The 14,240-nt window shown below is 37.7% G+C and carries 10 protein-coding genes; 8 read left to right on the top strand and 2 right to left on the bottom strand.

What is annotated here, in order from left to right; all coding sequences use genetic code 11:
* Nucleotides 1-29 precede the first annotated feature (29 nt).
* The 5 genes from NST31_RS09970 (at nt 30) to NST31_RS09950 (ending at nt 4,465) form a co-directional block, all read left to right on the top strand.
* Nucleotides 30-818, top strand: coding sequence for a hypothetical protein (locus NST31_RS09970; RefSeq protein ID WP_339165319.1), 789 nt, complete (start codon nt 30-32; stop codon nt 816-818).
* 30 nt (nt 819-848) lie between these two features.
* Nucleotides 849-1,646, top strand: coding sequence for a hypothetical protein (locus NST31_RS09965; RefSeq protein ID WP_339165318.1), 798 nt, complete (start codon nt 849-851; stop codon nt 1,644-1,646).
* A 472-nt stretch (nt 1,647-2,118) separates the two neighbouring features.
* Complete coding sequence (locus NST31_RS09960) at nt 2,119-2,697, top strand: aminodeoxychorismate/anthranilate synthase component II (RefSeq protein ID WP_339165316.1); 579 nt, start codon at nt 2,119-2,121, stop codon at nt 2,695-2,697.
* The gene (gene pabB / locus NST31_RS09955) at nt 2,698-4,164 is read left to right on the top strand and encodes an aminodeoxychorismate synthase component I (RefSeq protein WP_339165314.1); all 1,467 of its coding nucleotides are present in this window, start codon (nt 2,698-2,700) and stop codon (nt 4,162-4,164) included.
* A 13-nt stretch (nt 4,165-4,177) separates the two neighbouring features.
* Entirely contained in the window at nt 4,178-4,465 is a 288-nt protein-coding gene (locus NST31_RS09950; RefSeq protein ID WP_339165312.1) for a hypothetical protein, read from the top strand.
* Nucleotides 4,466-5,583: 1,118 nt separating this feature from the next.
* Here the strand turns inward: NST31_RS09950 and NST31_RS09945 are convergent.
* Nucleotides 5,584-5,706, bottom strand: coding sequence for a hypothetical protein (locus tag NST31_RS09945; protein WP_339165310.1), 123 nt, complete (start codon nt 5,704-5,706; stop codon nt 5,584-5,586).
* A 645-nt stretch (nt 5,707-6,351) separates the two neighbouring features.
* On the opposite strand from NST31_RS09945, the gene NST31_RS09940 reads away from it, so the two are divergent.
* Complete coding sequence (locus NST31_RS09940) at nt 6,352-7,008, top strand: Crp/Fnr family transcriptional regulator (protein WP_339165517.1); 657 nt, start codon at nt 6,352-6,354, stop codon at nt 7,006-7,008.
* 348 nt (nt 7,009-7,356) lie between these two features.
* On the opposite strand, the gene NST31_RS09935 is transcribed toward NST31_RS09940, so the two are convergent.
* Entirely contained in the window at nt 7,357-8,859 is a 1,503-nt protein-coding gene (locus tag NST31_RS09935) for a nitrate/nitrite transporter (protein WP_077111609.1), read from the bottom strand.
* A 135-nt stretch (nt 8,860-8,994) separates the two neighbouring features.
* On the opposite strand from NST31_RS09935, the gene NST31_RS09930 reads away from it, so the two are divergent.
* Nucleotides 8,995-12,678, top strand: a complete 3,684-nt coding sequence (locus NST31_RS09930) for a nitrate reductase subunit alpha (protein ID WP_339165309.1) — start codon at nt 8,995-8,997, stop codon at nt 12,676-12,678.
* Nucleotides 12,668-14,140 (top strand): nitrate reductase subunit beta, encoded by a 1,473-nt coding sequence (gene narH / locus NST31_RS09925; RefSeq protein ID WP_077111595.1) that lies wholly within the window; start codon nt 12,668-12,670, stop codon nt 14,138-14,140. The genes NST31_RS09930 and narH overlap by 11 nt, the downstream gene beginning before the upstream one ends.
* Nucleotides 14,141-14,240 lie beyond the last annotated feature (100 nt).

The raw sequence follows: 14,240 nt of genomic DNA, 5'->3' as shown, positions 1-14,240 counted from the left end.
AATGAATAAACCTAGTGGAGGGATGGACAATGATTCAGGAGAAAAAAGCATTTTCGTTATCGACAGAAGAACTAAGCGTAGCGATGCTGTTGTGTGGATACGAGCAAGCGGCGGCTGATGCGTTGAAGAACACACGGGATTGGAAAAGTGACGAACAACTACAAGAAGTTGTCGGAGAAGCGGAATTGTTATTATGGCGTCGCGGCTATCAAAATGAAAAAGGTGAAATAGATCATGGACTCGAAAGTTTGATTCATCTATTGATGAGAGCAGAGAAAAAAGTACGTTGCGTGCACGATAAAACGGTGATGCTTTTACATAACATGGGGTCTCGGAAAGTGCTTGTGCAAAAATGTGAAGATGGCATGCATAGCTTTTACGACATGGATATGACAAAAAATAAACAAGGTGAAGATACAATACAAGACTTTTATCAGTTTCCCTCCGAAGAACGGATCGACATGGAGCCCTTTATAATGTCGAGTGAGATGTTCCAATCTTTTTCTGTTGCAAAGACCGCAAAACAAATCAATGAATTGCTTTCTGAAGGAGAGCATCCTCCAGCTATGCAGGCATTTATGAAAGCGTTTGTGAAGAATGGATGTTTCCTTAATAATTTTTCATTGATCAAGTCTGACTACATCACAGATGAGAATGAAATTCCAGAAATACATTTGTTTTTACCGTCAAAATCGTGCATTTGGTATATCGATTACACGGAAGTAGATACGCAAAGTCAAGTATACTTCTATCCTACAGAAGCATCCTCATTGATACAGATGATCATGACACGGATAAAAATGTGGTTTGGTTTTTAAACAAGAGCGGATGTGCTTATGGAGGGATGGATGATGAATTTGTTAAAAGAAAAGAAGATTGCCTTATCGACAGATGAATTGATTGGGGTGCTCGCCTTGTGTGGTTATGAGGATGTTGCACGTGAAGCCTCATTGCTAAAGCGGGATATGACAGAGCAACAGCTAGGCGCTTTCGCGTATCACGTAGAAAGGCTGTTAAAGCATCGCGGTTATTGGGATGAAGCCCGTTCAACACAACTAGTCCAAGAAGTAGAAGACCTGATTCATGCTGTGATGAAGGCGCCGAAAAAGGTTCGTTGCGTATATGGACAGTATGCATTGATATTTCATCACCTAGCAGATGGAGGCAGGATTGTCCAACGTTTCGAAGGCATGGATCATATATTTACGATGATGAATGGTAATCTTGATTATGTTGAGCATCTGATCGACTTTTATGGTTTACCTGAGGAAGAGCCAAAAGAGGGGATTGCACCTTTTAAGATCGAAAGAGAACTGTTTGACTCCATGGGTACATATACAGATGAAGAAATGGACGCAATTTGTAAGGATGAGGACCATCCAATCTCTTTCCGCTCCTTTTTAAGAGACTTTCAAGAACGTCATGCCGTTTTTGATTCAATTACGTTTATGTTCGGAGAAGAAGTGGAAGAGGCGCAGGGCGATGAGCCAGTATATCTATTTTTAAGAGGAAAGTCGTGTGTGTGGTTTCTAGATTATAGCTTTGTGATGGAAGCAAATGAAATCGATGTATATCCTGTGGAAATGAAGGAATATATGAAACTAATTGCAGAGGAAGAGCTTCCAGCTTGGTTGGAAGGGAATTAACATAACAGAAATGTACTTTTCTTGATGGTGAGCTTTGTAAAGGAGCTCGTTATCTTAATATGAGATCAAGAGCCGATACCTAGTATGACTATCGTGTCAGGACGTTTTCGAGGAAGCGATTCCATGTCGGAATACTTCTTTACATCCGCCTGTCTACTCCCATCTGTCTCGCAACTTCAGAATAGTTGCGTCCTTTTGTATTGGTTTCGTATCTGATATAATTAATTTCAGCCATTGCCAACATCTCCTATATACCTCCCGTGAACGTAATGCCCGAACAACAGGAGTGTATGTATTTTTTCGGATGTTGGCAAGTGGCTTTTTTATACATAAAGTAGCTGCCGTTTCCTACATTTCTATCGAACAAGAAAACCTTGTTCATATAATATTTTTTAGTTATCCATTAGAACCTAGTTATAAGAATGAAACGTGTGAGGTAGAAGGCAAGGTATCAAAGGATGAAAGATAATAAATGAAAACATTAATAATAGACAATTATGATTCCTTTACCAATAATATTGCGCAATATGTTTATAAAGTAACGAAGGTCTCTCCTGTAGTAATAACTAACGATTATCCTTTCCATAAAATTAATTTTTCCGAGTTTAAAAATATTATTTTGTCTCCCGGACCAGGAACTCCAGAAAAAGATAAAGATTTTGGTATATGTAAAAGGATCATTAACGAAGTGAATATTCCTATTTTAGGCATCTGCTTGGGTCACCAAGGTATTAATTATTATTTAGGTGGAGAGGTCGGAAAGGCTCCTAAACCAGTACACGGTTATAGGGAGCTTATTCTCAATAATGGCGAAAATATATTTAAAGGCTTGCCAAATAGTTTTTTCGCAGTTAGATACCATTCTTTGATCTGTACTAAACTCGCTCCTTCACTTAAAGTAACTGCTTACACTCAAGATGGTTTGATAATGGGTATTTCACACAAAGAGTTGCCTATTTATGGCGTGCAATTTCATCCCGAATCAATTGATTCAGAGTTTGGGGTTGAATTAATTAGAAATTTTATAGAAATTTCTATGGGAGGCAATTAAATGTACGAGATTTTGCTTAAAGAAAAGTTAGAGTGTGTAGGATGTCCAATGAGTGTGACTCCAAAGAATGTTGAAAAAGATATAGACTTCTCTACTATTGAAGTATATGAGAGTTTGTTTTATGGTTCAAAAGATAGTTTTTGGTTAGATGGAGAATTATCAAGTGAGTTCGGCAGTAGGTTTTCAGTTATGGGAAATTGTGATCGGGATTCTGCCATTTCCTTCATTTATTATGTGAAAGATTCAAGGTTGGATATAACTGGCCCTAAAGGGCAAGAGTCAATTTATGGAGATTTTTACGAAATGATGGATTGTATATTTTCTTTAATAGACAATGAAAACTCCAAAGATGTTCTTCACCCGTTTAAAGGAGGGGTCGTTGGCTATTTAGGATATGAATTAAAAGCCCTTAGAGGGGTAACAAATAAACATACATCAGATATGCCGGATGCTGTTCTTTATTTACCTAAAAATATCTTAGTGCTTGATCATAAAGATCAGAAGAGTTATGTGTGTAACTTTTGGGGTGAAACTTTAAATGTAACAGAAAGTATGCTTAATAAGAGCGAAAAGTATATACAAAAAAGAACACCAGAACATTTAATACCCCCAACGGAAGATGAGATTGATTTAGAAATTACACGTGATGATTATAAAGAAAAGATCAAATTGTGTAAAAAATACATTGCTGAAGGTGAATCCTACGAAATATGTTTAACGAATCGCGCGTCTATGCCTTATAGCTTTGATCCATTATTGCTTTACAAAGAAATGAGACTTTTGAGCCCAGTGAGATATAGCGCTTTTTTCAATACTGAAGATTTTTCAATATTAAGCTCTTCTCCAGAAATGTTTATAAGTATTGATGAAAATGGAAAAATGGTATCTAAACCAATTAAGGGAACTAGAGCAAGAGGCATTACTGAAAAACAAGATAGTTTGGAGAAAGAAAGTTTAATGAACTCCTCAAAGGATAGAGCGGAGAATTTAATGATTGTCGACTTAGTCAGGCATGATTTTAATGAAGTTTGCTATCCTGATACAGTGAGAGTACCAGAAGCTTTTGTTGTAGAAACATATTCATCTGTACACCAGTTAGTTTCTACAGTCGTAGGAGAATTAAATTGGGAAAATGGTATTTTTAAATCTATAGGAAAATGCTTTCCGGGAGGCTCTATGACTGGAGCTCCGAAACTTCGAACCATGAGCATAATAGATGAACTTGAAGAGTCGCATAGAGGTGTATATTCAGGATCTATAGGTTGGGTTGGCTTTAACGGTTATACCGATTTAAGTATTGTCATTAGAACGATCGTCATTAAAGATCAAGTCGCAACTTTTGGAATAGGTGGGGCTATTGTAGAAGCATCAGATCTTGAAGATGAGTTTCGCGAAACATTAATTAAAGCTTGTGTTCCGTTTCAAAGTATAAGGAGAGTTCAAAATTTGATTAAAAAGTCGGTTTAGATGAAGATTACTAATGAAGTCTGGAATGGATCATTACGTTTCCACTATCTATAGTCATATAGGTATTTGTCATAATGATGCTCTATATAGTAACCTTACTAGAAGATGGATAGAGGGTGTGCATAGTTTCGGTGTATATTTTCCAGCTAAATCAAAAGAAAAAGAGGCAAGAACTAAGGGTTTTCACTATACGAATCCTGGGGGAGAAGCATTTTTTAAAGAAGTTGAAAGCGATGTTAATGTAAGGCTATCAAAGGAAACAATGTTAAAAGTTTTTTTCATAAAACTTTTAGCGATATAAAAAGCTGTAAGAAGGCCATTCATAGTAGATTACTAAAATAAACAAGATTCAGCAGGAATTGATCACATTAATTCACCAAACAGACCGTTACATAAAAAAACATGAAACCATTGACCTCTATTTAGACAGGATTCAACGTGAAAGCGATCAAGATAATAGTTTAGAAGGCTATTTCCTAAATCATTTTGAATAGCCAATTTTGTGTGGCCATTCAAAGTTCACTTTCTAGTTCATGGTTAAGCAATGATAATCCTTATATAGGCGAGATGTTTCAGACGCCTAAATCAGATTGGAAGTCTCTACAAAAGCTTTGCCTCCTTGGAGGATGCACGAAGTGGCCGGAGCAAGCTTTTTGCTTTGAAATCTATCTGCACGATGGGTTGAAAATTATTACACCTACACAATGCCATAGTGAACATACAAAGGTGTATTGGCTAACCGAGAAGTTACGAGTGCGCCAAAAGGAAGCATCCAGAACAATAAGTGACGACACAATGGATTGGTAGCCTCATGAACAGTAGTATTGCTTCTAATATGTAAAGAACTTGCAATCAGTTTCATTTCAGTGGATTGACAGTTTTTTTCAAAACAAGATACCATTTGATGTTTTTGTACTTATAAGGTACTAAGCACCCGTCGAAGGTAATTTATATTGTTACTAATCTATTTATGATCCTCTATTAAGTGTTTCGGTTTACTTAATTTTTGCATTTTGGAAAGAGAGTCGTAAAACTGGTTATATAATGATAATAGCCGCAGTCTACATACTAAGAGTTTAAATCATAGTAGGATAGGGGCTTGAAAAAATCTGTCTTTTATAGAAATCCTTTCTTCGAAACCATCCCCTAAATTATTAAAATACTTAAAAGCGAAAAGCATTATTTACATAAGTATGAGACATTTGAGGAGCTATCTAAAGCGGTGGATGAGTATATATATATTTTTATAATCATGATTAAACGAACTCATCCCTATAGAATCTAGAATTAAAGCCGCTTACATCATTTTTATTATTTCACTGTCTACTTGACAGGGGGCAGTCAAAAGACTAGTGGGTGATTTGTATTCTTTTACGGTTTACTTTGTTAATCTCCATGTAATAGATAGGAATGCCTCAGTTAAGTTGAAATCAGCAAAGTTTTAAAGGAAGCATGGGGCGTTACAGCAATATCTTCTGTTCCTTCTATATGAAATAACTTTTCAATCATATAGGTAAATCGTTGCGCAATAATGGCTCTCACTAGTCAAACGAATCTTCCTGACGCCAAGTGGCACCAAAATTTTCACCATTCTTTCTATCTCTTCAAAATAAAGAAGCTCCTCTCTTAGCATAAATTTAAAATCTGTACCAAATATCTCTTTAGGCACCAAGATTACAGCGGGCAGTTACAGAAATCCTTAAATCGTGCAAGGGACGGCCTAATGGTCCGTTAGAACTTTCATTAAATACCTCCTCCCCATTCTACCAAACAGGATTTTCTCTAAATTTCATAAATTGTTCTTAAGGAGGTTGTTCCCGAGGTGCATTAAAATGGATATAGACACAAAATTATTGATACACCCAACAATGAATGAATATCATTGCATGTTACAATTGATATAGATGATTAACTTAACACCTAATCATTTGTACGCAAGATGCCGGAAAGATTCCTACTTTTGCGGGATCTGGGTAATACAATAGAGCCTAAATGAAAGAACACAACATTTTCTTTCAAACGTTTTTAAGTGATATTTTTACGGTACTAGCAATCCGCAGAAAAAATAAACCCCTTGCAATAGGAAAACTGCTTTTCAACAGAAAGAGAAAGGAGTATTCCATGGATAATGAATTCATAAATAAGTTACCAAAAGTAACAGAGAAAGAGCCCTCAGCCTTAGCCATCATGTTAAATGAAATAGGTACAGTAAAACCAATTCATGAAGGAAGCCATTTGTTTCATGAAGGTGATGACGCAAATGAAATATATCTAATTAAATCTGGTCAAATTCAAATTTCCAAACTGACTGCTGATGGTAAAGAGTTGTTGCTAAGGGTATGTAATAGTGGCGATATAGTTGGTGAGCTTATTTTATTCAGTGATAACGCCACTTACTTTTTAAGTGCTGAAATTATTCACTCCGGTGAAGTCATCATGCTAAATAAAGAGAGAATAGAAAAAGAATTACTCTCTAATCCGTCTTTAGCTCTTGAATTCATGAAATGGGAAGCTGACCATATGCGCAAATTCCAAACGAAGATTAGAGATTTGCTTTTAAACGGCAAAAAAGGCGCGCTGTACTCCACCCTAATTCGGTTATCAAACAGTTATGGCGTCATTCATCCGAAAGGAATTCTTATTAATATGGCATTCACCAATAGAGAATTAGCCCGTTTCTGCGCAGCAACAAGAGAAAGCATTAACCGGATGCTTAGTCAGTTAAAAAAATGGGATGTTATTTCAATTGAAAAAGATGGAAGAATATTAATTAAAAACTCCAAGTTTCTTAGGGATGAAATAGGTTGTGAGTACTGTTCTATTGATATTTGCAATATTAATTAAGCGATAACGGGCTTTTCTTTTTTTGTTTTGCAATGAGATTCAGCAAAAAACCCCGTTATCGCTCGTATTTTTACACAAAATTTTAAAATGATTTCTTGACATCTGCATATAATTATTTCGATCAGCTAAGTTAAAACTCTTTCCTAACTACAAAGGTGCCGTGGCTACCTAATGGAATTAGCAACAAAAATTCCACTGAGGAATAACGGTACCTCAACCTCACTATCTCATTTGTTCCTATCAGCTGGGTTGTGAACACAGAAGTGTAAGACGCAATGCAACAATATCATCGTTTTGCATGCCTATTCTAATGCCTGTAAAAGCCAACTTCCGCTACGAACTTCCACTTTATTTATGATTCATTGATAGATCGTTAAACATACCTACATAGTATTGCACCGATCCAGAATCATTTTTAATACAAGTGATATGTAACCATTCTTTATAAATTTCGTCATTCTTTCGTTTATTCCATATTTCTCCTTGCCAAAATCCCTGGTTATTTATGTCATCCCACATTTTTTCATAATAAGCCTTATCCTGCTTTCCAGAATGTAAAATACTAGGCTTGTTCCCGATCACATCATCTTTCGAATAGCCGGTGATGTTACTAAATGCCGTATTTACATATTCAATCTCACCATGTTTATTTGTTACCATTATACCTTCTACAGTACCTTCTAAAATTTTTCTTTCTATATTTTTTTGATCTTTATAATACATAAAGATAACAATAATCAAGCTTATGAAAGCAAATTGGGAAAGTGCCATGAATCCAATGGCATAGTGACCAGTTATATTAAATACGATAGATAATATAAGTGGTGGAAAGAATCCTCCCAATCCTCCCATTGCGGCCACAACACCGTTTACAATCCCAGCTTGTTTGGAAAAATAAAGTGGTACAAGTTTGAAGACTGTTCCGTTTCCTATACCAACACTAACGGCAACAGAGAGGGAACCGATCGTATACCACTCTATATTTGGAGAAAATGATAATAGAATCCCTGATAACCCTACACCAACAAATACAAATATGAGAATAATGTAAGCATTACATTTATCTGCTAACCATCCACCTATTGGTCTAAGTGCTGTAGCAACTGCAATAAAGATGGCTGTCCGTATACCGGCATCGACAGAAGTTAAATCGAAATTGGTTACTAGGAAGTTTGGTAGAAATACAGTAAACGCAACAAACGCTCCAAAAGTTATAAAATAAAATAAGCATAGGAACCACAACGTTGAATTGTTGTATACTTTTTTAATTTGTTCTGACATAGAGGTGTTTATTTTAGCCTCTTTCTTATCGCCAAACACGAGATTCAATACTAGAAAGGCTAAAATAAGTATGAGATAAAGCTGAACGGTTTTTTGCCATCCTAAGTGTTGTGCAACAATAGGTGCTAAGAAAGTAGATACGGCAGTGCCGATATTACCAATCCCATATATGCCATTAATGAGTCCATGTTTTTCTTTTGGATAATATTTTGGCAATGAAGTTACTCCAATGGAAAAAGTAGCCCCGCCTACTCCAATGAAAAATCCTCCTAATACTAAATCCAAAAACGAATCAGCCCTGCTTATATAAAATACTGGCGGTAACAATATGAGAAAGCTGATGATGTTTATCATTCTGGCACCAAATCTATTTGTGAAAAAACCTACAGGAACACGAAGAACGGAACCTAAAATAACCGGGATAGCTGTAACCAATGACACTTGTCCAGCTGTTAATGCAATGTCTTCTTTAATGCTTGGCATCAAGGAAGATATTAATACCCAAATCATAAAGCCGGCAATAAGACTAGATGTTTGCAGGGAAACCTGAATACTTGGCTTTTTTGTCATCATCTCTTCATCCCTCTCGTACTAAGTTATGTTCATCATATAAATAATTAAAAAATGGGGGTGTGATCCAGATCACACCTTTCTTTTTAGGCTGGTGTTTAAATGGGGTTAAAGCAACTTATTGGAGGGATTTCGATGAAGAAGAAACGCTCACCGCTATGGCGCCGTTTAAATTATGTGAAGCCAATAGAAAATTATTCAAATCAACATAGTCAATTACAAGCAGGAAATAGAGAATGGGAAAATGTGTATCGGAGAAGGTGGCAACATGATAAAGTGGTTCGCTCTACTCATGGAGTGAATTGTACTGGATCATGCAGCTGGAATATTTATGTTAAGGATGGAATCGTCACTTGGGAAGGGCAGCATTTAGATTATCCGACAACAGGACCAGATATGCCTGAATTTGAACCAAGAGGTTGCCCGAGAGGGGCCAGTTTTTCGTGGTATTTATATAGTCCACTTAGAGTTAAATATCCATATGTTCGAAAAAAATTATTAGAATTATGGCGAGAAGCTTTAACAGAGCATGAGCATCCTTTAGAAGCTTGGAAAAGTATTGTGGAAAATAAAGAAAAAGCAAGGAGATATAAAACTGCAAGAGGAAAAGGTGGATTAGTACGAGTAGAGTGGGAGGAAATAACGCAACTCGTTGCAGCCTCTGTACTGTATACAGTGATTAAATATGGCCCTGATCGCAATATTGGTTTTTCACCAATTCCTGCGATGTCAATGATTAGTCATGCTGCCGGCAGCCGGTTTATGTCTTTGATTGGCGGACCGATGCTAAGCTTTTATGACTGGTATGCAGATTTGCCGCCAGCTTCACCGCAAATTTGGGGGGATCAAACGGATGTGCCAGAAAGCTCGGATTGGTTTAATGCGGGATATATTATTACTTGGGGGTCAAACGTGCCTTTAACCCGTACTCCTGATGCGCATTTTTTAGCTGAGGCGCGATATAAAGGAACAAAAGTAGTATCAGTTAGTCCGGATTACGCGGAATCGACGAAATTTTCGGATGATTGGTTGTCAGTGAAACAAGGAACAGACGGTGCTGTTGCAATGGCAATGGGGCATGTGATTTTAAATGAATTTTATGACAAGCAAAAGACGCCTTATTTTGAATCATACGCTAAGGAATATACCGACTTCCCTTTTATCGTTCGATTAAAAAAAGGTAAACAAAACTATGTAGCTGACCGATTTTTGCAGGCTAAAGATCTTAGCATAGATTGTGAACATAGTGAATGGAAACCAGCAATGTGTAATGAAAAAACGGGAGAATTTGCGATCCCACAAGGTACGATTGGTTCTAGGTGGGATGAAGAAGGAAAGTGGAATCTGTTATTAATTGATGAAAAAACAGGAGAAGAAATAGAACCTGTTCTCAGTTTTCTAGGGCAAGAAGACAAAGTAGTAGAAGTTGATTTGCCTTACTTTGACAATGAAGAGCATAAATTAATGCAACGAGCAGTGCCAGCAAAAGAAATAATTATAAATGGAAAGAAAGAGTATGTCACCACTGTTTATGATTTGATGCTGGCAAATTATGGCATAAATCGAGGAATAGGTGGTAATGTTGCCAAGTCTTATGATGAAGAGGCTCCCTTTACACCTGCATGGCAAGAAAAAATTACTGGTATTGATCGAGAATCAGTCATTAAAATCGCGCGCGAATTTGCTCAAAATGCGATTGATACAAAAGGACGATCGATGATCATTATGGGCGCCGGGATAAATCACTGGTTCAATTCTGACACCATTTATCGCGCGGTGGTAAACCTTGTCATGATGGTAGGAGCCCAAGGTGTCAACGGAGGCGGCTGGGCGCACTATGTAGGACAAGAGAAATTACGCCCTGTTGAAGGATGGACACAAATAGCAACTGCCAAAGATTGGGGAGGTCCGCCAAAGTTGCAAAATGGAACTTCTTTCTTTTACTTTGCCACCTCTCAGTGGAGATTTGAGGAAACGGCAGTCAGTCAGCTCACCGGAGCTAATGTGGAGAAAGCAAGATACGATCATCATGGAGATTATAATGTCTTAGCCGCAAGGCTGGGATGGCTTCCATCATATCCTACGTTTAATCAGAATGGGATCGATTTATATCAGGAAGCCGTTGAAAACGGAAGTGAGACAATAGAGGAAATAAGAGAATATGTAGCTGAACAACTAAAACAAAAGAAACTTACATTTGCGATTGAAGACCCTGATGACCCAAAGAATTTTCCGAGAAATTTATTTGTATGGAGAGCAAATTTAATTTCCAGTTCGGGAAAGGGACATGAATACTTTCTGAAATATTTGTTAGGCACCTCACACGGGTTGTTAAATACGGATGAGGGCACGGTGCGTCCAGAAGAGATTAACTGGCGAGAAGAAGCTCCCGAAGGTAAATTGGATTTGTTAATTAATTTGGACTTTCGAATGGCTGGTACAGCGTTATATTCCGATGTAATTTTGCCGGCAGCTACTTGGTATGAAAAATATGATTTATCCAGCACGGATATGCATCCTTTTGTGCATCCCTTTAACCCTGCTATCGCTTCACCGTGGGAGTCGAAATCGGATTGGGATATTTTCAAAGCATTGGCGAAAGCCGTTTCGGATTTGGCAAAAACAATAAATATGGAACCAATGAAAGAAATTGTAGCGACTCCATTAAACCATGACACAACCGAAGAAATAGCCCAACCATTTGGAGAAATTAAGGACTGGTCTAAAGGAGAATGTGAACCGATTCCTGGTAAAACAATGCCACAAATTCATGTGGTAGAAAGAGATTATAAGGAAATCTATACGAAGATGACAGCCCTTGGTCCGAATATTGCCAGCAAGCCCTATGGCGGAAAAGGGATTAACTGGAAGATGGAAAAAGAGTATGAACAAATTAAACGGAAAATAGGAACGATAAAGGATGGGAGTATAGCAAACGGGTGTCCGGATATTACAAATGCGAAAGATGCTTGTGAAGCAATTCTCATGCTTTCTTCTACGACAAATGGAAAGGTTGCAGTGAAAGCTTGGGAAGCATTAGAGAAACAAACAAACCTTCAGCTTAAGGATTTGGCGGCTGATAGAGCAGAAGAATTATTTACATTTGACCAAATTACAGCACAGCCAAAGACTGTAATCACTTCTCCGGCATTTACTGGTTCAGAAAAAGGCGGCAGAAGATATTCGCCATTTACGACGAATATAGAAAGAAAAATACCGTTTCGAACGTTAACTGGGCGACAATCATTCTTTTTGGATCATGAACTGATGAAGGAATTTGGAGAACAGATGGCGGTGTATAAACCGATCTTGAATCATCAACCATTTCGGACAAAGCGTCCAGAAATAGAAGGGAAAGAGATTGTACTGAACTATTTGACACCTCACAATAAATGGTCTATTCATAGCATGTTTTTTGATTCGCAACCAATGTTGACGCTATTTAGAGGAGGTCCAACGATTTGGTTAAATAAAGATGATGCGCAAGAAATAGATGTGCAAGACAATGATTGGATTGAATGTTTTAACCAAAATGGCGTTGTTGTAGCGCGAGCAGTTGTTTCTCACCGTATTCCACAAACTATGGCGTTTATGCACCATGCACAAGATCGTCATATCCACACTCCTGGTACCAAATTAACAGATAACCGTGGTGGAACACACAATAGCCCTACGCGTATTCATGTAAAACCAACTCATATGATTGGTGGATATGCGCAGCTTAGTTACGGATTTAATTACTACGGACCAACTGGAAATCAGCGAGATTTAAATGTCGTGATTAGAAAGTTGAAGGAGGTAGATTGGCTTGAAAATTAAAGCACAAACAGGGATGGTAATGAATCTCGACAAATGTATTGGTTGCCATACTTGTAGTGTTACATGTAAAAACACGTGGACAAATCGCCCTGGAGCAGAATATATGTATTTTAATAATGTCGAAACGAAGCCTGGTATTGGGTACCCAAAGCATTGGGAAGATCAAGAAAAATATAAAGGCGGCTGGAAGTTAAAGGATGGAAAATTGACATTGCAATCTGGGTCAAAAGCAAAGCGGCTTGTCGATTTGTTTTACAACCCATATCAGCCTGAATTAGATGATTATTATGAGCCCTGGAATTATGATTATGAAACATTAACGAATGCACCAGAAAAACAACATCAGCCAGTAGCCAGAGCAAAATCAGCACTTACTGGAGAGTACATGGACTTGATATGGGGGCCAAACTGGGAAGATGATCTAGCTGGTAGCCATGTCACTGGGTTAAGTGACCCAAACGTTGTACAAATGGAAGAAGGGATTAAGACAGAGTTTGAAGACGTATTTATGATGTATTTACCGCGGATTTGTGAACATTGCATGAATCCGGCATGCGTTTCTGCTTGCCCATCTGGTGCCATGTACAAGCGTGAAGAGGATGGAATTGTACTTGTTGACCAAAATGCATGTCGAGCTTGGAGACATTGTGTCACCTCTTGTCCGTATAAAAAAGTATATTTTAATTGGAAAACACATAAAGCGGAAAAATGCAACCTATGCTTTCCAAGATTAGAAAATGGCCAACCTACCATTTGTTCCGAAACTTGTGTAGGAAGAATTCGTTATATCGGGGTCATGCTGTACGATGCGGATAAAGTGCTTGAGGCGGCTTCTATAGAAAATGAAAAAAAACTATATGAAGCACAAAAAACTATCTTTTTGGATCCCCACGATCCTGAAGTGATTGCTGAAGCAAAAAAAGAGGGCATTCCCATGGATTGGATAGAAGCTGCCCAAAAATCTCCCTTATACAAGATGGTTATAGATTGGGAGATTGCGTTACCTTTACATCCAGAGTATCGAACATTGCCAATGGTATGGTACATTCCTCCGCTTAGTCCAATCATGAATACGATTGAAGGAAAGGAAAGCGGAGTGGCTACAGATGATATCTTTCCTGCAATTGATCATATGCGTATCCCAATTGAATATTTAGCGAATTTATTAACCGCCGGAGATACGGATGTAATTCGCAAAGTGTTGAAAAAGATGGCAGTGATGCGAAGTTATATGCGGGCGGAAGTAACTGGTAAAGCATTTCATCTTGATTTGATTACAGAACTCGGGCTAAAAAAAGAAGATATCCAAGAGATGTATCGGTTATTGGCCATTGCCAAATACAATGATCGTTTTGTTATTCCGATGAGTCACAAAGAAGAAATAGCTGATCTTTATAGTGAACAGGGGATGTGTGGCTTAGACTTTGAAGGCGGCCCAGGAAGTTGTGGCGTATTTTCGTGATCGTGTTTTTAAATAGCGGAGATGTTGAATATAAGGTCCATGTAAACTTCAGAATGATTTTTTTCCAAAGCGTCTAATTAGCACCCAAATGTCTGATTTG

Source organism: Siminovitchia sp. FSL W7-1587 (assembly GCF_037963795.1).
Taxonomy (GTDB): domain Bacteria; phylum Bacillota; class Bacilli; order Bacillales; family Bacillaceae_C; genus Siminovitchia; species Siminovitchia thermophila.
Note: the sequence above shows the minus strand (reverse complement) of the source record. Positions and strands in the feature narration are given on the sequence as shown.

Bases quoted from the DNA above. Each gene is read 5' to 3' on its own strand.
- NST31_RS09970 (WP_339165319.1), top strand. From the start codon at position 30: ATGATTCAGGAGAAAAAAGCATTTTCGTTATCGACAGAAGAACTAAGC.
- NST31_RS09965 (WP_339165318.1), top strand. From the start codon at position 849: ATGATGAATTTGTTAAAAGAAAAGAAGATTGCCTTATCGACAGATGAA.
- NST31_RS09960 (WP_339165316.1), top strand. From the start codon at position 2,119: ATGAAAACATTAATAATAGACAATTATGATTCCTTTACCAATAATATT.
- pabB (WP_339165314.1), top strand. From the start codon at position 2,698: ATGTACGAGATTTTGCTTAAAGAAAAGTTAGAGTGTGTAGGATGTCCA.
- NST31_RS09950 (WP_339165312.1), top strand. From the start codon at position 4,178: ATGAAGTCTGGAATGGATCATTACGTTTCCACTATCTATAGTCATATA.
- NST31_RS09940 (WP_339165517.1), top strand. From the start codon at position 6,352: ATGTTAAATGAAATAGGTACAGTAAAACCAATTCATGAAGGAAGCCAT.
- NST31_RS09935 (WP_077111609.1), bottom strand. From the start codon at position 8,859: ATGACAAAAAAGCCAAGTATTCAGGTTTCCCTGCAAACATCTAGTCTT.
- NST31_RS09930 (WP_339165309.1), top strand. From the start codon at position 8,995: ATGAAGAAGAAACGCTCACCGCTATGGCGCCGTTTAAATTATGTGAAG.